This is a genomic window from Pedobacter sp. Leaf216, assembly GCF_001421515.1.
Taxonomy (GTDB): domain Bacteria; phylum Bacteroidota; class Bacteroidia; order Sphingobacteriales; family Sphingobacteriaceae; genus Pedobacter.
In genome coordinates this window covers 74,781-100,210 of the sequence record NZ_LMKM01000023.1, presented here as the reverse complement: position 1 = coordinate 100,210, position 25,430 = coordinate 74,781, and the positions used below count along the sequence as shown (strand labels likewise).

The window sequence follows — 25,430 nt, the reverse complement described above, 5'->3', positions numbered from 1 at the left end:
TTAAAGATGAAAACGATATTTAGAAATATAGTAGTAATGTTAGGCCTTTTTGGTGTAATTTTTACCGGATGTAAAAATGAGCTGGACTTGAATCCGGTGAGTAGTCTGAGCGATGCCAGTTATTGGCAGACTGCAGATCAATTTGATGCTTTTGTGAATGGAGTATATACCCGTCTCAGAAGTCATAATTCCAGCTTTCAGTATTTGGGGGAGTTACGGTCAGATATTTTTGGTACCGATCCCGGCTCTACGGCTAGTTTTACCGGCGAGGCAACCCAGGGTTTGGAGCGGATGTGGTTACAAACCCTCGATGCCGATAATTCGGGTGTAAGCGGTTTCGGTGGCTTCTACACCAACATTAATCAGATCAATTTGCTGATTCAAAAATTAAGTGAAAGCAACATTTTACCAGATGTCAAAAAGAAAAATTATCTTGGTATGGCATACGGTTTACGGGCGTTTTATTATTTCCAGATGTATAGAACCTGGGGCAAAACCATTATCCAAACCGAGCCAACCACTGCCGTTGATGTTTCAAATCTTGCTAAAGCGGCTTCGAGTGAAGCTGATGTAATGGCATTGATTAAAGCCGATATTGATCTTTCTAACTTAAATTTTGGAACAAGTTATGCCTTTGATGCTAAAAATAAGAAAGGATTTTGGTCTAAGGCGGCAACTCAGATGTTAAAAGCAGAAGTTTATTTGTGGAACGCACACAGGAATGGCGGTATTGCGGATGCCACAACTGCTAAAACAGCTTTAACCGACATCCAGACAAATGTTACCTTGGCATTATTGCCCAATTTTGCTGATGTCTTCTCAACCACAAATAAAGACAATAATGAAATTATTTTTTCGTCGAAAAATAAATTAGACGAGGCAAACTTGGGCTTTATTAGTAATTACGTACCTCAAACAGGCTTAGTTGTTAATTTTTACGATTCAGTCGGCAACCGTAAATTCGATGTGGCAACCGATAACTACGGCGGGTTGTTAAGAGCACCTACGAAAATTGCCACCTATCGCAAATTTAATAACCTTGATATCAGAAAGAACTTAACCATTCAAGCTGCCTATACAAAAAATTCTGCTGGTGCTTATTTAATCGCAGGAGCTTTCTTAAAGAAATATCAGGGAGAGCAAAATGCAGGTAACAGGGTTTACACCAATGATTTCATTATATACAGATATGCAGACTTGCTGCTTTTATTGGCTGAGGCAAAGGTAATATTAGGCGAGAGTCCGGGGACAGAAATTAACCTGGTTAGGGCAAGGGCTTATGGAGCAAGCTACAATCTGGCCACTTTAGGCTTTCCAAATCAGGCTGTTGATGCAAATCCCAATGAAGCAATTTTAAAAGAGCGTTTTTTAGAATTCATAGGGGAAGGGAAACGATGGTATGATTTACGGCGCATGGGCGATAGTTATGTTTATGAATATACCACTATTAATGCTGCAACCGCTTATAAGCTTTTATGGCCTTTGGATAGAAGTACTTTAACCAATAACAGGGCATTGGGACAAAATCCGGGTTATCCAGCTTTTTAAACTAAAAGATCATCATAAATTGTAATTCCATTCAATTTGGCAGATTGAGCTTGTCGAAACGCTTTCATACTTTGATCGGTACTTCGGCAAGCTCAGGATGACATTCTATTAGGATTTGTACCGTCCTCAATTACTACTATGTTAAATTATCCAGATACAGAATATGTTAAATACTAAATTACAGGGGCTTATTGCCGCACCATTTACACCGTTTAATCAAGATGGTGCCTTAAACCTTGAGCTGATTCCAGAATATTACTCCTTTCTAAAGCAGAACGGTGTTATTGGGGCTTTTATCTGTGGCTCAACCGGCGAGGGCGTTTCACTTACCCGTGAAGAAAAAATGGAAGTTGCCGAAGCCTGGGCAGAAGCATGCAAAAACGATAACGATTTTAAAGTGATGACCTTGCTTGGCGGTACCTGCCTGGCTGATTGTAAGGAGCTGGCGAAACATGCAGCGAAAATTGGTTTATATGGCGTTTCTTTTACAGCACCGTCTTATTTTAAACCCTCAAATGTTTCAGTTTTAGCAGAAATGTGTGCCGAAATTGCAGCTGTAGTACCCGAAATGCCATTTTATTACTATCATATTCCAGTTTTAACGGGTACTCACCTCAATATGATCGATCTACTGGAAGCTGTTGATGGTAATGTACCAAATTTTGCCGGAGTGAAATACACGCATGAAGATTTTATGGATTTTCTTTCCTGCATGAGTTTCAAAAACAATAAATACGACATGCTTTGGGGGCGGGATGAAAATATGCTTTCGGCGCTGGTTTTAGGTTCTAAAGGTGCTGTTGGCAGCACATTTAACTACCTTACGCCATTGTATAAAAAGTTGATTGAAGCCTTTGAAGACAATGATTTGAAAACAGCAACGGCATTGCAGCAAAAATCAATTGATTTTATCCGTTTATTAGGTAAATACGGGGGCATTGCATCTGGTAAAGCTTATATGAAACTGGTCGGGTTAGATTGTGGTGAGTTTAGGCTTCCTGTTAAAAATATGGAAAAAGCTGCCTTTATGCACTTTAAAACTGATGTGGAGAAGCTGGATTTCCAGGTTTATAAAGCTATCGGTTCTTTAACCCCGAATGAACACGGATAAAAAAGGATTTTTATCCGTGTGTATCATTATATCCGTGGTAAAACGATGTTTATCCGGGCAGAGTAACTTGATGAATTGAAAGCACAAGTAATGGTTACCTTTATTTGTGCTCAAATTAATATTAATGAAAAACTTTATCTTATACCTTACTTTTTTGCTTACATCTATTATATCTTCAGAATTACTGGCTCAGAACCAGTTTGTTAAAAATATCGACTGGAATATCGCAGGCACCATACCACCGGCGCCAGGAGAAGTAGTAGCCAAAGGCTTGGCTGGTGCAATTTCTGGCAGTGATCATAACATTTTACTTGTTGCCGGTGGTACGAATTTTCCATATGAAATGCCTTGGAACGGTGGTAAAAAGAAATATTACGACGATGTTTTTCTATACCGGAAAACCAAGAGCGGTTTGCTCTTAGTATCTGCGGAACATGCGTTAAAATTACCTTTTAAACTTGCTTATAGTGCTGTTTGCAGCACAACTTACGGAATTGTGGCTGCTGGAGGCGAGAACGAAAACGGGCTGAATAAAAAGGTTTTAATCTTAAATATGAGGGGAGATGAACTGCAAGTTGATTTTCTTCCTGATTTGCCAAGCGGCGTAACCAATGCATCTTTAACTGTATTGGGTGATGTTATTTATCTGGCAGGGGGCGAATTGGCAAATGGGGCCTCGGACCAGTTTTTAAAATTGGATTTACAAAAACAGCAGGAGGGATGGAAAAAAATGATCAATCTGCCTCACGCTGTTTCACATACCATATTGTTAAATCCTGAAAATACGCATGAAATTTTCCTGGTGGGTGGTAGAAAAAGCAATTATGGTGATAAGAGTACGATTTATAGAAATGTTTATGCGTTTGACCTGGAAAGCGAAACTTGGGCAGCAAAAGCATCTTTGCCCTATACATTGTCAGCTGCTTCAGGAATTACAATTGCAAAGGATCTTTTTGTTTTTAGTGGCGATTTGGGCGAAACCTTTCATCGGGCAGAAAAATTGATCGCAGCAATGGAAAAAGAGCAAGACCCTGTTAAGAAAGAGCGGTTAAATCAACAGAAAATAAAAGTCCAGTTCAATCACCCAGGCTTCAGCAGGTCTGTATTGAAATACAATTATGAGAAAAACACTTGGTCAACCCTAAAAGCTTCGATGCCTTATGGTACAGTTACCACTCATGCGGTTTTATTTGACGATGAGATCATTATTGTTGGTGGAGAGATTAAAGCAGGGGTAAGAACACCAAATATTTTAATTGGACAAAAAAAATAAATAGATGAGAGAAAATAGATATGCATGGGTAGTTGTTGGCCTGCTTTGGTTTGTGGCGCTGTTGAACTATATGGACCGCCAAATGCTTTCGACTATGAAACCGGCCATGCAGATGGATATTGCAGAGCTGAAATCGGCCACGAACTTCGGTTACTTAATGGCTATTTTTTTATGGATATACGGTCTAATGAGCCCTGTATCTGGCATTATTGCCGATAAGATAAACAGAAAATGGCTAATTGTTGGCAGTTTGCTTGTATGGTCACTGGTAACGTTTTTAATGGGCTATGCCACTACTTTTAGTCAAATTTACTGGTTAAGGGCGTTAATGGGCGTGAGTGAGGCATTGTACATTCCTGCCGGATTATCGCTTATTGCCGATTACCATAGTTCGAAAACCAGATCAATTGCAATCGGTATCCACATGACCGGGCTTTACATGGGCCAGGCTTTAGGCGGTTTTGGCGCAACCATTGCTTCCAAATTCTCCTGGCAGGCTACCTTTCATTCTTTTGGTTTTGTAGGCATTATTTATGCGGTTATACTGGTATTCTTTTTAAAAGAGAAAAAACAATTAGTTGTGCCAGAAAGTGAAAATATCCTGCTTAAGCCATCTTTATTTAAAGGATTGGCACTGTTGTTCAGCAATATATCTTTCTGGATAATCCTAATTTATTTTGCCATTCCGAGTTTACCTGGCTGGGCAACAAAAAACTGGCTTCCCACATTATTCGCCGATAATTTAGGTATCGATATGGCAAAGGCAGGGCCTATTTCGACCATTACAATTGCAGCCTCTTCATTTTTAGGAGTTATTTTTGGTGGTATTTTATCCGATAAATGGGTACAAAAAAATATTAAAGGCCGTATTTATACCAGCGCCATAGGTTTGGCCTTAACCATTCCATCACTGCTGCTTATCGGTTTTGGGCATTCGTTATTCAATATAATTGGCGCTGCTTTTTGCTTCGGGTTTGGTTACGGGATGTTCGATGCCAATAATATGCCCATACTCTGCCAGTTTGTTTCTTCAAAATACAGGGCCACGGCATATGGTGTGATGAATATGACGGGTGTTTTTGCAGGGGCCTTTATTACCGACTTATTAGGTAAATCAACTGATTCAGGGAGCTTGGGTAAAGATTTTGCCATGTTATCCATTATCGTCTTTATCGCACTAATGATTCAACTTTATTTCCTGCGTCCCAAATTCAATGATTTTGAAGATGCTTAACACAACAGAAAAAATGAAAAATATTAAAAGAAAAGCTGGCTTAAGTTTATTGCTCATGCTTGCCTCATTTACATTAAAAGCGCTTCCATTAAAAGGAATAACTATTACCGCATCATCTCCGGTTGTCCCGGTTTTAAAAGGATTGGAATCGAACCCGCTTTTGAGCGTACGGATTTATATCCCGGCAGGGGAAAAAGAAATTTCTTTCAAAACGATCACCGCCAATCTTAACCCGGTTGCACTTCGATCGATAGAAAAAATTGATGTGTATTTTACAGATCAGGAACCACTTTTTGCAGCTAAAAACAAACTGACTACAGTTAACCCCTCAACGGGGAGTTTAAGTTTTGATCTCAATCTAAAACTTAAGCCTGGTATGCATTACATCTGGTTTAGTGCTAAACTAAAAGAAGAGGCAGATATCGATTCAAAAATTGAATTTCATGCCAGTCAGATTCTCTCTGATAATGCAAAAAAATATGTAATTAAAGAAGAAGGGCAAGGTTTTGTTAAAAGACTGGGCGTTGCTGTAAAAAAAGCTGGAGAAAACGGGATCAACACTTTCAGGATACCGGGAATAGCAATCACTGATAAAGGTTCGCTGATTACGGTTTATGATATCCGTTATAGAAACTCGGGCGATTTGCCGGGAAATATCGATGTGGGCATGAGCAGAAGTACAGATGGAGGCAAAAGCTGGCAACCCATGAAAGTGATTATGGATATGGGACAGCCGAATGAAAATAATGGTGTTGGCGATCCGGCGGTGCTTTTTGATCCTGTTAGCAAAAAAATCTGGGTAGCTGCATTATGGAGTAAAGGAAACCGTTCTATTGCAGGCTCCAAACCAGGGCTATCGGAAGATGTAACCGGCCAATTGGTTATGGTGAGCAGCGATGATGATGGATTGACCTGGTCGGTACCAAGAAGTATTACTAAAGGTACGAAAGATCCTGAATGGAACCTGTTTTTTAACGGACCGGGCAGTGGTATAGCCATGGCTGATGGGAAACTGGTTTTTGCCGCTCAATACTGGGATGAAAACGCAATGCCATATTCCACGCTGGTATACAGTCCGGACCATGGTTTAACTTGGAAAACAGAAGACGGGCCGAAACCAAATACCACAGAAAGCCAGATCATCGAAACCACGCCGGGGGTTTTAATGGTGAACATGCGCGATAACCGCGGAAGTTTTAGAAGCGTGGCAACTACTGATAACCTGGGGAAAACCTGGACAGAGCACCATACCTCTTACAACGCGCTTCCAGATCCGATTTGTATGGCCAGTTTTATTAAGGCGAATGTGCTGTTAAAAGGCAAACCAACTGAAGTGGTATTTTTCGGAAATAATAACACGCAGGCCAACCGGTATAACCTGACTGTTAAAGCAAGTTTAGATCTAGGGGAAACCTGGAACAGCAAAAATGAAATTTTGGTGGATGATAGAAAGTTTTTTGGTTATTCTTCACTGACTAAAATTGATGACAATACCATTGGCTTCTTTTATGAGGGCTGGAAAGATTTATATTTTGTGCGTATTCCAGTAAAAGAAATTATAAAATAAACCTACATGAAAGCTTTTTTAGGGATAGTTTCAATGCTGTTTTTTCTGATCAGCACCAATGGCTACGCGCAAAAAATAAAAGTGGCCTGTATCGGAAACTCAGTTACCGCAGGTTATCTACTGGCCAATCCCAAACAAGAATCTTACCCCGCACAATTGCAGCAGCTATTGGGCAATAACTATCTGGTGGGCAATTTTGGGCATAGTGGAGCAACGCTTTTAAAAAAAGGTCACAATCCTTACTATAAAACCAAGGAATTTGATGAGGCATTAAAATTTCGTGCTGATGTAGCCATAGTTCACCTTGGTTTAAATGATACCGATCCACGGAACTGGCCAAATTATAAAGACGAATTTCAAGCAGATTATCAATGGCTCATTGAGCAATTAAAACAAGGTAACCCAAAGCTTAAAATTTATATCTGCAAGCTCAGTCCAATTTTTAGTGGGCATCCAAGGTTTAAATCAGGTACAAGGGACTGGTATTGGCAGGTCCAGAAGAAGATTGAACAAATTGCAGGGATAAATCAATTTGAACTTTTAGACCTCAACGCGGCTTTGAGTAACCGCCCCGATCTATTTGCTGATGATCTGCATCCTGATATTACAGGGGCAGGAATAATAGCCAAAACTGTTTACAGCCATATCATAGGTGATTTTGGCGGTTTTAAACTGGATGCAATTTTTTCCGATCATATGGTTTTGCAACGCGATCAGCCAATTCCTGTTTACGGTACGGGCAATGCCGGCGAAAAGGTAACAGTTGAACTTAATCACATCATTAAACATGTCATTACCAATAAAAATGGCAGCTGGAAAGTGTTTTTTCCGCCCACGAAATTTGGCGGGCCGTATACAATGAGGGTAATCTCCAAACAGCATGATATCTTCATTAATGATGTAATGATCGGAGATTTATGGCTATGCTCAGGTCAGTCTAATATGGCCTTCCCCTTGAAATCTTCGGCCACTGCACAGGCTACTTTGAGCCATTTAAATAAAAATCCCAGCATCAGGTTGTTAAAGTATAATTTATTGGCCGAAACCGATAACATCAGCTGGGATGAAAAAACATTGGGCCAAATTAACGCACTCCATTATTTTTCTGGTAGCTGGGCAAAAGCAGATGTAGATCAGGTAGGTAATTTTTCAGCGGTTGCTTATTATTTCGGAGAAAAACTTTCTGCAGTTTCACAAGTTCCCATAGGATTGATTCAAATGGCCGTTGGTGGTTCAACAATGGAATCGTGGATCGACCGCAAAACTCTGGAGCATGATGACCTGTTGGTTGATTTATTGGCTAACTGGCGGAAATCTGATTTTATGCAGGATTGGGTGCGGAGCAGGGCAGATTTAAATCTTAAGAATGCCATAAACACAAAACAGCGGCATCCTTATGAACCGGCCTATAATTACGAAGCCGGGATTTCAAATTTAGTCGGCTTCCCGATAAAAGGTGTAATCTGGTATCAGGGAGAAAGCAATGCGCACAATGTTGAACTTTTTACTCATGAATTTCCGTTGTTGGTAAAAAGCTGGCGAAAAAAATGGCAGCGCAATTTTCCTTTTTATTATGTTCAGCTTTCTGCTATTGATCGTCCTTCATGGCCTTATTTCAGAGATGCCCAGCGAAAACTGCAGGCAGTTATCCCCAATTCGGGGATGGCGGTAAGTTCTGATCTGGGCGATTCGGTTAATGTACATCCAGCACATAAAAAAGAGATTGGCGAACGCCTGGCCTTGCTTGCCCTTAAAAATACCTATCATCACAATGTTCTTTCCAGCGGCCCTGTAGCTATAAAAGCAGTAAAGATGCGAAATACCATAGTGATAACCTTTAATCAAGCCAAAAAGCTTATGACGGCTAATGATGAAATACTAAAAGGTTTCGAAGTAGAGGATGATCACGGAAATCACCTCAAAGTGAAATCTGCTTTTTTTAATAACAAAGTGCATCTAACGGTCCCAAAGGAATTAAAAGTTATCCGGGTATTATACGCCTGGCAACCCTTTACGAGAGCCAATTTAATCAACGAAGCAAAATTGCCGGCTTCCACATTTTCCATTCCCATAAATTAAACCCATATGAGCTATACCAATGAAGAACTGAAATCACTCGCATCGTTTTATAAAAGCCAATTGTTAAACAATACGGTTCCGTTTTGGTTCCCCAGATCGGTTGATCAGGAATATGGCGGATATTTGTTAATGCGTGATCATGACGGAACCCTGATTGATGATGATAAGGCCGTATGGATCCAGGGCCGTGCTGCCTGGTTATTGTCTACACTTTTTAATACCATTGAACCCAAACAGGAGTGGCTTGACGGGGCAAAATCGGGAATCGACTTTTTAAACCGGTTTTGTTTCGATGCCGACGGACAAATGTTTTTTCATGTTACCCGCAATGGCCAACCGATCCGTAAAAGGCGTTATTACTTTTCGGAAACGTTCGCTGTAATTGCCAATGCGGCCTATGCAAAAGCAAGTGGAGATAAAGCTGCGGCCGAAAAGGCCAGGCATCTTTTTGGAAAATGCATTGAATATTCCACTACGCCAGGATTGCTGCCTGCAAAGTTCACCGATACACGTCCATCAAAAGGTATCGGTGTTCCAATGATTATGATGAATACTGCACAGCAATTGAGAGAAACCATTGGCGATCCACGTTGCGATGAATGGATTTTGACCTGGATTGACGAGATCAAAAATGATTTTGTCAAAGATGATATTCAGTGCGTGATGGAGCAAGTGGCTCCAGATGGTTCTATAATTGATCATATTGATGGAAGAACGTTAAATCCTGGCCATGCCATTGAAGGTGCCTGGTTTATCCTGCATGAAGCAAAATACCGGAACAACGATCCGGAATTGATTAAACTCGGATGTAAGATACTCGATTATATGTGGGAGCGGGGCTGGGATAAGGAATATGGAGGAATTCTATATTTCAAAGATGTGTACAACAAACCTGTTCAGGAATATTGGCAGGATATGAAATTCTGGTGGCCACAAAACGAAACCATCATTGCAACATTACTGGCTTATACATTAACCGGAAATGAAAAATACGCACGCTGGCACAAAATGGTCCACGATTATGCTTACGATAAATTTCATGATCAGCAAAGTGGTGAATGGTTTGGATACCTGCACCGGGATGGTACAGTAGCACAAACGGCAAAGGGTAATTTATTTAAAGGTCCTTTCCACTTACCGAGGCAGGAATGGTACTGTACGCAGTTGTTGAAAAGCTTAGGTTATTAATTGGTGACTTCGATAAATTATCAATTAACGATTTCAGTTTTGCCCTACTTAAAATAATGAGTTAAAAAAATATGTCCGGATTAAAATTTTTAAATTAATGAAAACCTTTAAATTGAATTTATTAGTAATTGCCATCCTTTGCAATGTCTCATTTTGCTCATTTGCACAAAAACAGCCGCCTACTGCTAAAAGACCTAATATTATTATCATTGTTTCTGATGATCATGCTTACCAGGCGATAAGTGCTTATGGAAGTAAACTTATGCAAACGCCAAATATCGATCGGATTGCCAAAGAAGGCGTAAGGTTTAATAAGGCCTATGTTACAAATTCAATATGCGGTCCGAGCAGAGCAGTAATCCTGACAGGTAAATACAGCCATAAAAATGGTTTTAAAGATAATGAAAGCTCTGTATTCAATGGCGATCAGGATTCGTTCATAAAACAGCTTCAAAGTGGGGGCTACCAAACTGCCTGGATAGGCAAGTGGCATCTTGAAAGCAAACCTCAGGGATTTAATTTCTGGCAGATCCTACCCGAACAGGGACAATACTACAATCCGGATTTTAATATGATGGATGGCACAAAAAGACGCGTTAACGGTTATGTGTCGAATGTGATAGAAGACGTTACCGAACAATGGTTGGATAAAAGAGATGTAAGCAAACCATTTTGTTTGGTAATTGGTCACAAAGCGACCCACAGGGTCTGGCTTCCTGATACTGCCGATCTGGGTAGCTATGACAAAGTTAATTTTCCTTTGCCAGCTAATTTTTATGATACCTTTAAAGGGCGGGAAGCGGCTAAAATTCAGGACATGTCAATAGAGAAGACTATGACCATGGGATATGATCTTAAAATGTTTGGAAGTGACGGAGCGGAAGCGGCAGACGGAAATTTTAAAAGAATGGATGCGACGCAAAAAGCAGCTATTGATGCCTATTACAAACCCATCCAAAATGATCTCAATGCTCAAAAACTAACAGGTAAAGCTTTAACAGAATGGAAGTTTCAGAGGTATATGCGCGATTATTTAAGTACTGCTAAATCTCTCGACCGAAATATAGGCAGAACACTTGATTACCTGGAGAAAAACAAATTGAAAGACAATACGATAGTTATTTATTTATCAGATCAAGGTTTTTACCTCGGAGAGCATGGGTGGTTCGACAAGAGATGGATTTACGAAGAATCCTTCCGTACGCCAATGGTAATGAGATATCCTGGTGTAGTTAAACCAGGTTCCATATCTGAAAATTTTGTAATGAATCTTGATATTGCACCTACCGTACTTGATATTGCAAAAATCAATATCCCAAGGGATATACAGGGTGAATCAATGTTGCCCGCACTAAAAGACCGTACCAGGCGAAGAAAAGTTTTATATTATCACTATTATGAAAATGGAGAACATTCAGTTTCCCCCCATTTTGGCATACGTACCGAAAGATATAAACTAATCCGTTTTTATAAACGTGTTAACGGATGGGAACTTTATGATTTAAAAAGTGATCCGCATGAAATTCAAAATAAATATGGTGCAAAGGGATTCGAAAAGATTACCGCCAACTTAAAAAAGCAGCTTAATACTCAGATTGCCAAATATGAAGATTTGGATGCAAAGGAAACCTTAAAAAAACAATAACTTTTGGCAGATCTAAAAAAAACAATTACAGATCAAAGCTGAATCGTAGTTCAGGTTGAGAGGAAAGGAAAGATGTTTCCTCTCAATAGCCAGATGCTGTTTCTCATGTTTTAAACGAACAGGTTTGCGCTAAAACCTTGCATTATATCCCTTGACCCTTTACGAACTACACTATCCTTAAATAAGGCTAGGCTTTTGGAATCATCACTGTTCCAATAAACGTTTCCATCGATTATGACGTATTTGGATAGATACAATGGGTTTATTTTTTCATGTATAACATAATAATTTTACATCTAGTGGCTACTGTCTTATTTCTTTATACAATGATAAGTCTATAGGCCTTAAGTTAACACATGTAATAAATCCCACAGGGGTGCTCCCCGTTTATAGAAATAAAGCATTAAAAATTGATGGTTTAGTCACACACCTTAAAAAGAATATAAAACACTTAAATGGCTATATATCAATCCATGACGGATCTGGAATTATTGGATTTACTTGGTAAAAGTGATGAAAACGCCTTTAGGGAAATTTATTATCGATATTGGAAAGTTGTGTTTACAAATGCCAAAAAAAAGCTCGATGATTTTCAGGATGCAGAGGATTTGGTAAACGAACTTTTTGTTTCAATCTGGAAACGCCGGACTCATATGCCCGAAATCCAGTCTTTAACGAATTACTTTAAGGGGGCTGTAAGAAACCAGGTCTTAAAATACTGGGGGATGAAATATAAAGCTGAATCTTATATTTTGGAACAGCAAAACAAATTTTATGTACAGGAAAGCGTTCTTCAAAACGATTTGGAATATAAAGAGTTGGAGCTGGAGGTCAATAAAGCCATATCATCATTGCCAGAAAAATGCAGATTGGTTTTTGAACTCAGCAGGGTAGAAGGATTATCTCAACAGCAGATCGCAGCTAAGCTTGGTATATCTTTAAAAACTGTAGAAGCACATATAAGCAAGGCACTAAAGATCCTCAAAATTAAACTTGGTAAATACTTTTTGATTTTTTTTTTGTAAGCCGCTAAGGGTAAGCAAACAAAAACAGTACTATGTATATAGCAACCAAATATGGAAAACAATATACAAAGAAAAAAGTACATGCAACTGGCAGCTAAATGGCTGGATGGCAGATGTACTGATGCTGAAGAGATAGAACTATTTAACTATTATGAACAATATGGTGAGGATAATTTCCAGTTGCTGCCAACCCATAATGGTGATGAAGCATTTTACAGGGATATTCTTCTTGATAAAATTAATAAAAAAATAAAGAGGAAGCCTGTCTTTTCAATGCATTTGATAAAATGGGCGAGTGCTGCTGCAATCATACTTGTTATTGGCACATTATTAATCAACAGATACAAAACGCATTCGGTACAGCATGTTAAATTGGTTGCTCAAAATTTTAAACATAAGACACTCATACAGAATGAAGCCGTTCTTATTCAAAATGATGGAAAGATAATCAAGCTCGGAGAAGCAGGAAAGCTGCATTTGCCCAGCGATTTAAATATACATCATGATAGCAGTGGAACACTTGTTTATAGGATAGCCAAACAAGCTGAAGCAACCGATCCGAAATTAATAAACGAAATACGTACGCCGGCAGGCCAAACCTTAATTGTTTACCTTTCAGATGGAACCAAGGTACATCTAAATGCTGCTTCTTCACTTAAATTTCCTGGTACGTTCACTTCAGCAAGTAGAAAGGTTTTCCTATCTGGAGAGGCCTATTTTGAAGTAACTAAAAATAAAACCAAGCCTTTCATAGTTTCAACTGCAAATCAGGAAGTTGAAGTTTTGGGTACGCACTTTAATGTTAATGCTTATGATAATGAAGCCGATAGCAGAACCACATTAATTGAGGGGAGTGTGAAAATTCATCCTAAACACTTTGCTAAATCAAGTATACTTATTCCGGGGCAACAAGCTGTACTTGGAAAACAGATTTTAAGTGTTACTGATGTTGATCCCAACGGGGTGCTTGCCTGGCGTGGAGGATACTTTCTTTTTAATAATGAAGATCTTGAAAGTATTATGAGAAAACTCGAAAGGGTTTATGGTATCGAGGTGATTTATAAAACCAAAAAGAATCCAGAATTAACATTTGCAGGCAGAATTTCCCAGCAAAGGAGTTTAACAAGCATTTTGAAAATTCTATCAGAAACTGGCGATGTAAGCTTTAGTGTTTCAGGAAGGAAGGTAGTTGTTTTAAAATAATTAGGAATTCCAGCTAGGATTATGTCCTAAACAAAGTTAACCAGCCAGCTAAATCAAACAATAAACTAATCCTCAACTATCCAAATGTATAAATTTTACAAGATACTCATGCGTGGTGAATACTTCTGCGCACCAAAATTTTTCCGGGTAATTAAACTGATTGCCACAACACTCTTTATTGGGATAATCCCGGTGAGTGCTACAAGCTTCGCACAAAAAATTACCCTTAATGTTAAAAATGCACCACTAGAAAAAATATTTTCCCAGATACAGAGCCAAACGGGGTATGACTTTTTTTATAATTCAAACCTCATCCGAAAAGCGAAGCCGGTAAGCCTTGATATAAGCAATAGTGACTTATTAACTGCACTGGATAAGTGTTTTACCAATCAGCCATTTACATACTCGGTTACTGAAAGAGCGGTAATCATTAAAGAAAAGCCTTTGCTCGGAGAGCTGCAACAAGACAAAGTAATTGACCTTGTAGGGAAAATCATTGACGATACAGGTCAGGGAATACCGGGAGCTTCAATAAAAGTATTAGGAACAGCTAAAGGGACAATGAGTGATGCCGATGGCATGTTCCGGATTGCAGGTGTGGAGAAAGGGCAGGTGCTGGTAATAAGCAGTATCGGATTTGAATCCAAAGAGATCAAAGTTTCGGATTCGAAGGAAATCGTTGTAAAACTTTTAAGCGCATCAAGTGCGTTAAACGATGTCGTAGTTGTTGGCTACGGCACACAGAAGAAAGTAAATTTAACCGGTGCAGTATCCGTGATCAAAAGTCAGGACTTGGAAAACCGCCCGGTTATAAACGCTACGCAGAGATTGGCAGGCCTTGTTCCAGGATTGAATGTTAATGCCACAGGAAATGCAAAACCCGGCCAGAGTTATGGATTGAACATCAGGGGTGTCGGAAATTTAAGCGGCACAGACAATCCCTTTGTATTGGTTGATGGTACACCGATGCCTTTGGATAGGGTGAACCCAGACGATATTGAATCTATTTCTGTACTAAAGGATGCATCTGCGTCAGCGATATACGGTGCAAGAGCTGCCTATGGGGTGATTTTGGTAACAACAAAAAAAGGTGTGGAAGGGAAAACCAATGTTAGTTATTCCAATAGTATTGGTTTAACCTCACCTATCCAGTTGCCGGATGTTGTAGATGCCTATAATTTTGCACAGTATTTTAATGCTGCTACATTTAATGCAACAGGTACAAAACAATATTCAGAAGAAAAACTGTCTCAGCTTCAACAATACATACAGAATCCTTCAGGGTTTCCGGTTTTGCCCGAAGCAAATGATAATTACCTGAGCAATTGGGAAAACACAGCTAACGGCGTGGCCAATACCAACTGGCTTGATTTTAACTATAAACCTTTTGCCCTCAGACAGACCCATAACCTAAATGTAAGTGGTGGTTCCAAAGATATCCAATATTATATTTCAGGAGGTTATAACAACGAAGACGGCTCATTGCGATATGCTGAGATCAATTTTCAGCGTTACAACTTCAACACTTCAATCAGCGCACATATCACCAAATGGATGAAAGCGTCGGTAAACTCCAAGTTTTCTCAAAGCCGTTATTCAAGTCCGTTTTCCGGAGCATTTGAAAACCTCTTTTTTCACAATATGTTAAGGATGCGTCCGAATGTTTCACCATATGATCTAAGCGGAAATTTCAATGAAATATCAGGGGTTCCGTATCTCCGGTCCGGATCAGAAAATATAAACAGGGAGAACGCAATCAGTATATCTCCCAGCCTCAGAATTACACCTTTAAAAAACTGGAATATAAATGTTGATTTCAATATCCTGCGGACAAATACCGACGATGCAGCATTGTTGATACCGGGAATCGTTTATGGAATTGATGGTACGCCAAAATTTGTGAACAGATCTGAATACGGCATAGTGCTTACAGGCGGTTATTCACGTGGAAGCGCAACAAATACTTATATATCTCCAAATATTTATACCGCCTACGAAATCAAACTGGATAGCGGGCACCAGTTTAATTTTTTGGGTGGCTATCAGCAGGAATTGAACCAGTTCGAATCGCTGTCTTCAGGTGCTCAGGATCTGATCAGTTTTGCTACACCAGGATTGATACTGACTACATCTCCTGCGGTATCAGGTGAGGCAAGGAATGAGTGGGCAACTAAAGGATTTTTTGGTAGGATAAATTACAATTACAAAAATAAGTATTTGTTGGAAGCCAATGCAAGGTACGACGGCTCATCCAGGTTTGCACCAGGCAAAAGGTGGGGTTTCTTCCCATCGGTATCATTAGGTTATAACATTGCCGAAGAAGAGTTTATAAAAAATGGAAGTAAATTCATCAACGTATTAAAACTGCGAGGCTCATATGGAACGCTCGGCAACCAGGCTGGTGCACCGATATATTCTTACGCTCAAACGATGAGAACATCTGTGCCCGGAGCCAGTGGTGCAGGGCCACAATGGTATTTTCAGAATGGTCGGGAAGCGAATATTTTTGCTCCCGCACCATACAACCCGGCATTGACCTGGGAAAAGGTACTAAGTGGAAATCTAGGTCTGGATTTTGAGCTGCTAAGCAATAGGTTAACCGGAAGCTTGGATATTTATCAAAGAAATACCAAAAACATGCTTGGGCCTTCATTTGATATTGCAGATATGTTTGGAGGGGTCGTACCATCCAGCAACAATGCTGATCTGCGTACCCGCGGATGGGAACTCAGCTTAAACTGGAAAGGTAAAATAGGTCAGGAAATTGCATATAGGTTGGGTGGAACACTTTCAGATTATAAATCTGTGGTGACCCGGTATCAAAACCCTACGTTCAACAATCCTGCTGGTTCTTTTTATGAGGGTAAGGATATTGGAGAAATTTGGGGATACAGGAGTGATGGGCTGATACAGAATGCTGCTGAAGCCGCTGAATATAATAAATTGAACAGAAGCTTCATTTCCCCGCTAGACTGGAAGCCTGGAGATGTAAGGTATCTTGATCTCAATAATGATGGGAAAATAAGCAATGGGAGTAATAAGCTCGGTGATATGGGCGATTTGACCGTGATAGGAAATACAAATCCGCGTTACACTTATTCCCTTAATGGCAGCATGAGCTGGAAAGGATTAACACTTTCGGTTCTTTTACAGGGCATAGGTAAAAAGAATTATGCTCCGGGAATAGGAGATGTGTATTTCTGGGGGGCAGGAGCTTTGGCACAGGTAACCGTATTTGAACAGCACCTTGATTTTTGGACGCCTCAAAATGCCGGTGCCTATTACCCTAACCCATATGCAGCCCCTGCTGGCTCACAGAACTCGTTTTCAAACAAAACACAACAGGTAACCGATCGGTATCTTCAAAGCGCCTCTTATTTGAGGTTAAAAAATGCAACCCTCAATTATTCGCTGCCTAAGCAATGGGTAAACAAAATAAAATTAAGCAAGGTAAATCTTTTTGTATCCGGTGAAAATCTTTTTGTCATTACAAACCTGGCAAAAATGTTCGATCCCGAAGGACTCACTGGTTCAGTTGGTACAGGGAAGGCTTATCCGTTGAGTAAAGTATATGCATTCGGCCTTAACGTATCACTATAACTTAAGTAAAATGAAACAAGATAATAAACTAAAATACCTATCCGTTATCTGGATACTATTGGCATTGGTTTCGTGTAAAAAGGATTTCCTCGAACGCAAACCTTTGGATGCATTAAGCACAGCCAATCCTTTGGCTACCCCTAATGAATTGAGGCTTTACCTTAACCAGTTCTACAATGCCTTTCCGGTACATCCGGTAAATGTTGGTGGCACAGGTATTGCTTTTGACGACGCCGGTACTGATAACATGATATTCTCATCGGTAAATACGAGGCTGACAGGACAGCTTGCGCTGAGCAATGCCTCAAGTTTAAGTGCTTATACTACTATAAGAAGCCTAAACTATTTTTTGGCCAATTATAAGAATGCTAAAGGAGATCAGAACTTAATTAACCAATACGTTGGAGAAGCCAGGTTTTTCAGAGCCTTGAATTATTTTAATCTTGTAAAGGGTTATGGTGATGTAACATGGGTAAACCAGGTATTGCCGGAAGATCCCGAAGTGATGAAAGTTGCCAGAGATCCCAGGACTTTGGTTATTGACTCTGTTCTGAAAGACCTCGATGTGGCCATTGGCCTATTGCCGGCCGCTTCTTCAAGCGCAAGCATGCGCGTGCATAAAGATGTTGCATTGGCATATAAATCCAGGATTGCCTTGTATGAAGGTACCTGGCAAAAGTATCATCAACAAAAAGCCGATCCATTTTTTACAAACGGAATATCGGATGATAAAATCCGCAATTATTTAAGCCAGGCCAGAGACGCAGCTTTAATAGTGATCAGTAGCGGGCGATGGTCTATTTATAATACGGGCAAACCACTTCAGGATTACTCGGATCTTTTTATATCACCTGATCTTTCAAATAATAAAGAGGTAATGCTCTGGCGAAAATATAATGCAGGTGACAATATAGGACATAGCGTTTCAAAATATATTTCCTCAGATGGTGGGGATCTGGGGCTCACGCTTTCTTTAGTGGATGATTATCTCACCATCAACGGAACACCATTTACGGGTGCTGAGCGTTTAAATGCTCAACGCAAATATGCCCAGGAACTTTTACCAACCCTCCGTGATCCACGTTTATCACAAACTGCAGGGGTGCCCGGGCAGCCCATGAAACCTGTGAATGTTCTGGTTCCCAGCTTTCCACCAATAGACCAGACTGGTTTCAATAAAAATACCACTGGTTATCCAATGCATAAATTTTTAGAATATGGTAATTCGTCAGCAACTACGGATGACTTTAAAAGTATGGCACCTGGCATTGCCATCCGTTATGCTGAAGTATTATTAAATTATGCCGAGGCTATTGCTGAACTGGGAGGAGATCAATCACAGATTGTAAATGCACTAAAGCCTTTGCGGGATAGGGCTGGGATGCCGCAGGTAGATGTTATAAAAGAATTTAATACAGCCGCTGATTATCCTTTTAAAAACTTATCTCCTGCTGTTCAGGCAGTACGGAGAGAAAGGCGTGTTGAGCTTGCATGTGAAGGTTTCCGAACTGATGACATTTTAAGATGGGCAGCGGCAGATCTTATTCTCGTAAACAAAAGACAGCTGGGAACACTTTTTACAGGGAGCGATTTAGCCGAACAAAATGCACCCTCTGGTTTTTATAAAGGGGCTATTTATTATGATACTGCTCCGCAGGGAAAATCAGTTAACTTATTTCTTACCGGAAATCCGGGCGACCAAATCAGGTACATTGATCCGCATAAAAATGTGCTGCCAACCGGTTACCGGTTTAACCTACAGAGAGATTATCTTTTGCCCATTCAACAAAGAATGCTGCAATTAACAGATGGAAAGTGGAAACAAAACCCAGGCTGGTAATTATTAAAAAATAAATCAAATGAAGAAAAAGATAAATCCTATTATAACATTCGTTATTGTAATCTCACTGTTGAGCTGCAAAAAGCAAAACATACCATTAACGCCAGTGCAAAGTGATACATTTTCTGCAACCATCGAAGATAAACTGGTAATATTCCCGGCAACAAAAAATACTGCATCAATAAATATTATTGCAGGTACCAATGGTTGGTCACTCACCCAAAATACGGGCAACTCGTGGCTTGTTGCTGATAAAAATTTCGGTGCAGGCGATTATAAACTTCGTGTAACCCTTAATGCCAATGCAACCGGTGCCCAGCGTACAACCGTGCTCAGGCTGGTTTCAACCAATAGTAATCTGCCTGCAGTTTTATTAAATATTACTCAAGATAAATGATAAGTTACACTTAACCTAAGCAAGCGGTAAACAACAGATATCTACGATCTGTGTTCTGCTGGAGTAATATGATCTTGTTGTTGATAAAGGATTAAGGGCTTATTAAATTCAAGCACCTAATAGCATATCCGCCAGATTGCTCATTAAATCAAATGAGGTTATAAATACAGCTATTGCTGTTTTTACAACCTTAATGTGATCCTTTGGAAAAATTAGAGCCGCATCTTCAAATAAATTATGCTTAAAGCGTAATGATAAATTCCTAACCAAAATAAATATAAACCATTATGAAAAGAAAAATTGAAAAAACTTTAAAATCGATCAGGTTTTTAGCTATCTGTGCTGCAATATCTGCATGTAGCAAAGATGAAATGAAATCTGCTAATGCGCAAACATTTAATAAACCTGAAGCAGGCGAAAATTTGAGTATTGCTTCTGCCCAGTTTGTAGCAACTCCCGGTTATCAGTTAGTTTGGTCGGATGAATTTAATTCTACGGGATCTTTTGATGCTGATAAATGGGAATACGCTCCCCGCGGAACAGTTGCCTGGAATAAGTACCTCACCTCATCTACCAGTTATGTGTCTCAGGATGGCAGTAACATGCAGTTTAGGATGGATAATGCTACGATTGCAGGAGACCCGGTGCCTTATCATTCAGGAGGGGTCCGCTCTTTAGGTAAATTTAGTATTGCTTATGGAAAAATTGAGGTAAGGGCTAAGTTTACCCAAGGGCAGGGATCATGGCCGGCTATATGGATGATGCCCGAACCCGCAACAGCGCATTCGGGGAGTTGGCCTGCCTGTGGCGAAATAGACATTATGGAGCATGTAAACAACGAAGCAAATATTCATCACACCATACACAACAGCGTGGTTACAAATGCAAATGGTTCAAGTACCGCAACAAAAGCAGCCCCATATAACACGACTGAATTTAATACTTATGCAATCGAATGGGATCCATCAGCTATTAAGTTTTATGTAAACGGTACCCTTCAATATACCTACAGTAAGTCAACCTCGGGAGGGTGGCAGCAGTATCCTTTTGATGTTCCATTTTATGTAATCCTGAATCAGGCAGGTGGGGCAGGATGGCCGGGCGCCATTACCAATTCAAATCTTCCTTTCAGTATGCAGGTAGATTATGTGAGGGTTTATAAACTTTCGCTCTTGGGCAATGGAGGGTTTGAAGGTACATCTATCGCTCCCTGGACAAGTTGGGGAGGTACGGTTTCGGTTGTAACGGGTAATGCGAGAACAGGCTCAAAATCTTTAAAAGAAACTGGTGCAGAAAGTTCTTTGGAACAGGTAATCACGGGATTGACGCCTAATACCACTTATAAATTCGCAGGTTATGCAAAAGTTTCTGCTGCCGGGGAAAGTGTTTCAATTGGTGTAAAAAATTATGGAGGTTCTGCCATTGCAATTCCGATCAGTACAACTTCTTATTCCCTTGGATCAGTAAGTTTTACAACTGGCGCCAGCAACACGAGTGCAACGCTGTATTTCTATAAACCCGCAACAGGTACCGTATATGGTGATGATTTCTATTTAGAAAAACAGTAAAATCTATCAGGAGACTACATTAACAGTTTTACTTTCTGATCATTTATCATTTTTAACCGGTAAAGTTCTTGCAGTAGAAAATGACAAACGCAGTAAATACAATTAATTAAGGTGGTCTCCTGTTAACTTTACCCATAACATCTATTAGGGTTAAAAGCGATCTTCCAATGTAGGTATATTGGAATAAAAACCGGTTGCGTTATTTTTACGGAAACAGTCTGACAGGGTGGATGTAAAGATGAATTCTCTTCGCATGGCCTAAACCCGATCCGTTATTAGCGATAGACATGGAAGGTGCTGGATTCAGGAGATAGAATGGATTTTATTAATGGCACTCAAATTGGCAGGTAAATTTAGACGGTCACATGTTGCTTCACAAAGAGTAGATAGATCGGTCGATTAATTGTTGGCAACGTCTTTACCGGGGTTTCTTCGAGCGCGTTGTGAAGCAGCTTAGCCGGCATATGATGGTGCCTGTGGTCGTTTGCAGGGGTTCCATGACCCGGATGTGGCCGGACAGAGGGTAGATCCTTAGTTTTTTTAGGTTATTCTACGCATTGATACAATTTATCAATTGCGAATAAATTGATGCCTGACGACCCAATGACGGCGGTGATAAACTTTCTTTTTGGTCGAAAGTGATGACAAAAGTTTCATACCTCCAATTATTTTCCTCCACCAACATCCGGTAACTGAGGTACATCTTCTTCCTTATCTTTTTTGAACTGAAGTTTGCCAAATTTATATGAGAGACTTAAACCAAACGATTGAACAGGGACAAGTCTCAAGTTCGTTTGTTCGAAGTTGGGACCAAAGCTTGTCTGTCTTTGTGTTAAATAACGGTTAAAAGGATTGGCTGCGGTGAGGCCGATACTTCCGTTTTTATTCCAGAATTGCTTTCTTATCGCTAAACTATAATTAAATACCGATGGTCTGGCACTCCTGAAGTTCCGCTGCTGAGAATTGTAGTTCCCAAAAACTTCAGCAAGTAAATTTCCACCAAATTGGTAGCTGGCATTCAAATTTGCTCTATAGGCAAAAGCGCTTACGCTTGCCAGTCCGGGCGAAATGTTACTTCTGTTGCCGGCTTGAAGATTGGTCCGCAAGTTAAGCTTTTCAGTCACCGGCACTGAGGCGAAAAGGCTTGCGCCAATACTGGTTTGAGAACCAAGATTCATCCTCTGCGTCAAGGCTACCGCAGAATAATCGACGCCGTTGATGGAAATTACATCATAAAACGTGGTCAACTGTTGCATGTCGTCGGTGTTGCGGCGATAATATCCTGCAAAATAAATATTAGCACCTTTCTCGAAAGTTTTGCTGTAACCTAATTCTAAGTTATTGCCAATTTCAGGCTTCAAAAGCGGGTTCCCGGTACTGATATTGTGCGGGTCGCTTATATTGTAAAATGGATTCAAATCACCATAATCCGGTCTTTCTATCCGGTAATTATAGGAAAATTTGACCGATTGGGTCTCATCAAGCTTATGCTGTAAGGTAAATGAAGGTGCAAATGTGTTATAAGCGGCGATTGCAGCTCCTGAGAAATCGGCTACTTTTCCTGTTCTTTCATATCTCAGGCCTGCTTTTCCGGTAATGAAATCTTTAAAAAGTGAAAACGATGCCGAAAGATAAGCGGTATACACATTTCGTTTGTAGTTAAAGCCATAGGTTTGGTTTGTATTATTGATGTAAGCTCCATTTGTAAGCAGCGTGTCGGTCAGTACATTATTGTTTAGGTTGTCAATCAATATTTTTGAACCACCCTCAATGGTCAATTTCTTGGTTACAGGAAGCGTGTAATTCATCGAAATTTCTGTTTCGTTCTCCTTTCCGGGATTGCTGCTATTCAATCCTGTATTTGGAAAACCTCCGCCTTGATAAGTTGAAATCTGTGAAGCTTTTACCAGATTATTGCCAAAACTTGCATTGTATAGAAAGTCCATTTCATGGCCCTCTTTTTTGAAAGTCTTTTTGTAAGCCAGGCTCACATCGGTGGAGTTGGCACTAAAATTACTGGTTGAATTTCTCAAACTCCTCAAATCAGAAATGTTGTTTCCCGATGTCGCCAGCAGGTATTGCTGAATCTGGTTAGTTGTTCCATTCGTATTATTGTTGAAATGATTGTATCCTAAAGTGGCTGTAAGCTCATCTTTTGGAGTAATATTCCAGTTTAAATTTAAGCCTGTTTGGTAACTACCCCTTTTCTGCGAACTACTGCCGTCCTGAAAGAAATTTTTAATGGTGTCCCTGGTTGTATTGTAGGATGTTCTTCTGGAAGAACTTTTAGCAACAGTGTTAAACTGCTGGTTGCCACTAAAGAAGATACCAACTCCAAAATTTCCTTTTTTAACATTCAAGTTTGCTGAACCATTCTGAAGTCTGGAACCAATAGAATAATTCACAGTACCGTTTATTCCTTGAAGTTTATTGTCTTTTAAAACAATATTGATTATGCCACCTGTACCGGTGGCATCGTATTTTGCGCCCGGACTGGTAATGACCTCCACGCTTTTAATCTGGCTAGCAGGGATAGACTGTAATGCATCGGCCAGGCTTGCACCAAATATACTTGATGGCTTGCCGTTAATTAAAAACCGGACACTTCCGCTACCTTGCAATTCTACATTTCCATCAGTATCTACACTCACCATAGGAACTTTTTTCAAAACATCTAACGCAATGCCATTCTGCGCTGTAAGGTCGTTTGCTGTATTGTATACTGTTTTATCTATTCTGTTCTCAATAATTGGTGTCTTAGCCATTACGGTAACCGATTGCAGTTGGTCTATCGTTGAGGCTAATAAAATAGTTCCCAAGGAAATGGTGGAGGATGTTGGGCTCACAGTTACAGGAAAGTTCTGAGCCTTATAGCCAAGGAAATCAACAGAAACGTTATAAGTGCCACCTGGGAGCCCTGAGACAGTAAAGTTTCCTTTAGCATCAGAACTTATTCCATTGACTATGGTTTTTGTACCTGTTTTAAACACTGTAATTGTCGCAAAATCGATAGCTTCTTTTGTAGTCGCATCTAATACCGTTCCGGTTACCTTTGCCTTTCCTGTATTGCTTTGGCCAGATGAAGAGGTATGAATAGATAAAAATAATAGTAAAAATAAAAGATATCGCATGTCTAGTATTAAAAAGATCGTGGCAAGTATCAGCTTAGATTCTGTTGAAAATCTGAAGAAGGTATTCAGTATCGAATTTAATTTGAACTGTACCGGACTATTTACAAACCAATGTCCCCATTTCCTTTGATTTTATTGAAATCATTAACAAAAAATATGTTTCCATTTGCAATGTGGTTAACTTTGCGGCATGAAAATCACACATATTCGTAATATCTTAAACATTTTGAGTTTGATGTTTCTGCCCTTTTTGGTTCAAGGAAGTGCTTATTGGATGGAAATCAAAGGGAATAAAAAAATAAATGAAAAGGTAAACATTCAACTCATTTACGGAAATATAGATGAAAATGGGGTTCGACATCGGCAAAGCGGAAAAGAGCTCAATTTGGCAGGTGAATTTAAGTTTTCTCTTATTACCCCAAATGGAAAAAAAGAAATACTTCAGCTTGTAAAAAAAGAAAATTGTTGGGAAACAGATTTTACACCATCACAACAAGGTTTATATCGCATACTTGGCCTCAATAACACACATCCGGTAGTAGATCGATCGGCTATTGGAGGAGAGAACATATTACCTGTCGATTATCTTTGCGGAGCATATTTGATAGGTGATCAAAAAGATAAATACTTAAAGCCACAACAGTTTTTGGACATTAATTTACTAAAAGAGGGAAATAAAATTTTATTTACAGCATTTAGAAATGGAGAAAGCGAAAAAGCTGGTACGAAAATTAGAATCTTCAATCCGGAAAATTGGGAGAAAGAACTAACGCTCAGTGATAAAGGCGAAGCGAGTTTTAACGTAAATCAACTCAAGGGAATGTATAATATCCGCCTCGATTGGGTAGATAAAAGATCTGGAAACTATCAAGGTACAAGCTATACTAGTATTAGGCACAGGTGTAATTACTGCTTGTTTATTGATTGATAAATGTTAAAATTTTATTAAGCTATACTTACTTAGACTAATTATAAATAATGTTTTTATCTTTGCGACTTTATTGCACAAATCTTAAAAATA

The 25,430-nt window shown here is 39.6% G+C and carries 16 protein-coding genes; 15 read left to right on the top strand and 1 reads right to left on the bottom strand.

Annotated elements, in window-relative coordinates; genetic code table 11:
• The first annotated feature begins 6 nt into the window (after positions 1-6).
• The 14 genes from nanU (at position 7) to ASE74_RS15780 (ending at position 21,278) form a co-directional block, all read left to right on the top strand.
• Positions 7-1,548, top strand: coding sequence for a SusD family outer membrane lipoprotein NanU (gene nanU, locus ASE74_RS15845; RefSeq protein ID WP_055911095.1), 1,542 nt, complete (start codon positions 7-9; stop codon positions 1,546-1,548).
• 163 nt (positions 1,549-1,711) lie between these two features.
• On the top strand, positions 1,712-2,659 hold the full coding sequence (locus tag ASE74_RS15840; RefSeq protein ID WP_055911093.1) for a dihydrodipicolinate synthase family protein: 948 nt from the start codon (positions 1,712-1,714) through the stop codon (positions 2,657-2,659).
• 124 nt (positions 2,660-2,783) lie between these two features.
• Positions 2,784-3,932, top strand: a complete 1,149-nt coding sequence (locus tag ASE74_RS15835) for a kelch repeat-containing protein (protein ID WP_055911091.1) — start codon at positions 2,784-2,786, stop codon at positions 3,930-3,932.
• 4 nt (positions 3,933-3,936) lie between these two features.
• The gene (locus ASE74_RS15830) at positions 3,937-5,166 is read left to right on the top strand and encodes an MFS transporter (RefSeq protein WP_055911088.1); all 1,230 of its coding nucleotides are present in this window, start codon (positions 3,937-3,939) and stop codon (positions 5,164-5,166) included.
• Positions 5,167-5,179: 13 nt separating this feature from the next.
• Positions 5,180-6,733 carry a sialidase family protein gene (locus ASE74_RS15825; protein WP_157255450.1) on the top strand — a complete coding sequence of 518 codons (1,554 nt, stop codon included), beginning with the start codon at positions 5,180-5,182 and terminating at the stop codon, positions 6,731-6,733.
• Positions 6,734-6,739: 6 nt separating this feature from the next.
• Positions 6,740-8,812 (top strand): GDSL-type esterase/lipase family protein, encoded by a 2,073-nt coding sequence (locus tag ASE74_RS15820; RefSeq protein WP_055911086.1) that lies wholly within the window; start codon positions 6,740-6,742, stop codon positions 8,810-8,812.
• A gap of 6 nt (positions 8,813-8,818) precedes the next feature.
• Positions 8,819-10,000 (top strand): AGE family epimerase/isomerase, encoded by a 1,182-nt coding sequence (locus ASE74_RS15815; RefSeq protein ID WP_055911083.1) that lies wholly within the window; start codon positions 8,819-8,821, stop codon positions 9,998-10,000.
• A gap of 97 nt (positions 10,001-10,097) precedes the next feature.
• Positions 10,098-11,645, top strand: coding sequence for a sulfatase (locus tag ASE74_RS15810; RefSeq protein WP_055911081.1), 1,548 nt, complete (start codon positions 10,098-10,100; stop codon positions 11,643-11,645).
• Positions 11,646-12,100: 455 nt separating this feature from the next.
• Complete coding sequence (locus tag ASE74_RS15805; RefSeq protein WP_082458804.1) at positions 12,101-12,670, top strand: RNA polymerase sigma-70 factor; 570 nt, start codon at positions 12,101-12,103, stop codon at positions 12,668-12,670.
• A gap of 51 nt (positions 12,671-12,721) precedes the next feature.
• Positions 12,722-13,873, top strand: coding sequence for a FecR family protein (locus tag ASE74_RS15800; protein ID WP_055911078.1), 1,152 nt, complete (start codon positions 12,722-12,724; stop codon positions 13,871-13,873).
• An 84-nt stretch (positions 13,874-13,957) separates the two neighbouring features.
• A complete protein-coding gene (locus ASE74_RS15795) occupies positions 13,958-17,473 on the top strand; it encodes a TonB-dependent receptor (protein ID WP_082458803.1) in 3,516 nt (1,171 codons plus the stop codon).
• A gap of 10 nt (positions 17,474-17,483) precedes the next feature.
• Positions 17,484-19,313 carry a RagB/SusD family nutrient uptake outer membrane protein gene (locus ASE74_RS15790; protein WP_055911074.1) on the top strand — a complete coding sequence of 610 codons (1,830 nt, stop codon included), beginning with the start codon at positions 17,484-17,486 and terminating at the stop codon, positions 19,311-19,313.
• Between the two features lie 19 nt (positions 19,314-19,332).
• Positions 19,333-19,710, top strand: a complete 378-nt coding sequence (locus ASE74_RS15785) for a BACON domain-containing protein (RefSeq protein WP_055911072.1) — start codon at positions 19,333-19,335, stop codon at positions 19,708-19,710.
• 287 nt (positions 19,711-19,997) lie between these two features.
• Positions 19,998-21,278, top strand: coding sequence for a family 16 glycosylhydrolase (locus tag ASE74_RS15780; RefSeq protein ID WP_055911071.1), 1,281 nt, complete (start codon positions 19,998-20,000; stop codon positions 21,276-21,278).
• Between the two features lie 665 nt (positions 21,279-21,943).
• Here the strand turns inward: ASE74_RS15780 and ASE74_RS15775 are convergent.
• Complete coding sequence (locus ASE74_RS15775; protein ID WP_055911069.1) at positions 21,944-24,409, bottom strand: outer membrane beta-barrel family protein; 2,466 nt, start codon at positions 24,407-24,409, stop codon at positions 21,944-21,946.
• Between the two features lie 190 nt (positions 24,410-24,599).
• On the opposite strand from ASE74_RS15775, the gene ASE74_RS15770 reads away from it, so the two are divergent.
• The gene (locus ASE74_RS15770; RefSeq protein WP_055911068.1) at positions 24,600-25,337 is read left to right on the top strand and encodes a hypothetical protein; all 738 of its coding nucleotides are present in this window, start codon (positions 24,600-24,602) and stop codon (positions 25,335-25,337) included.
• Positions 25,338-25,430: the final 93 nt, after the last annotated feature.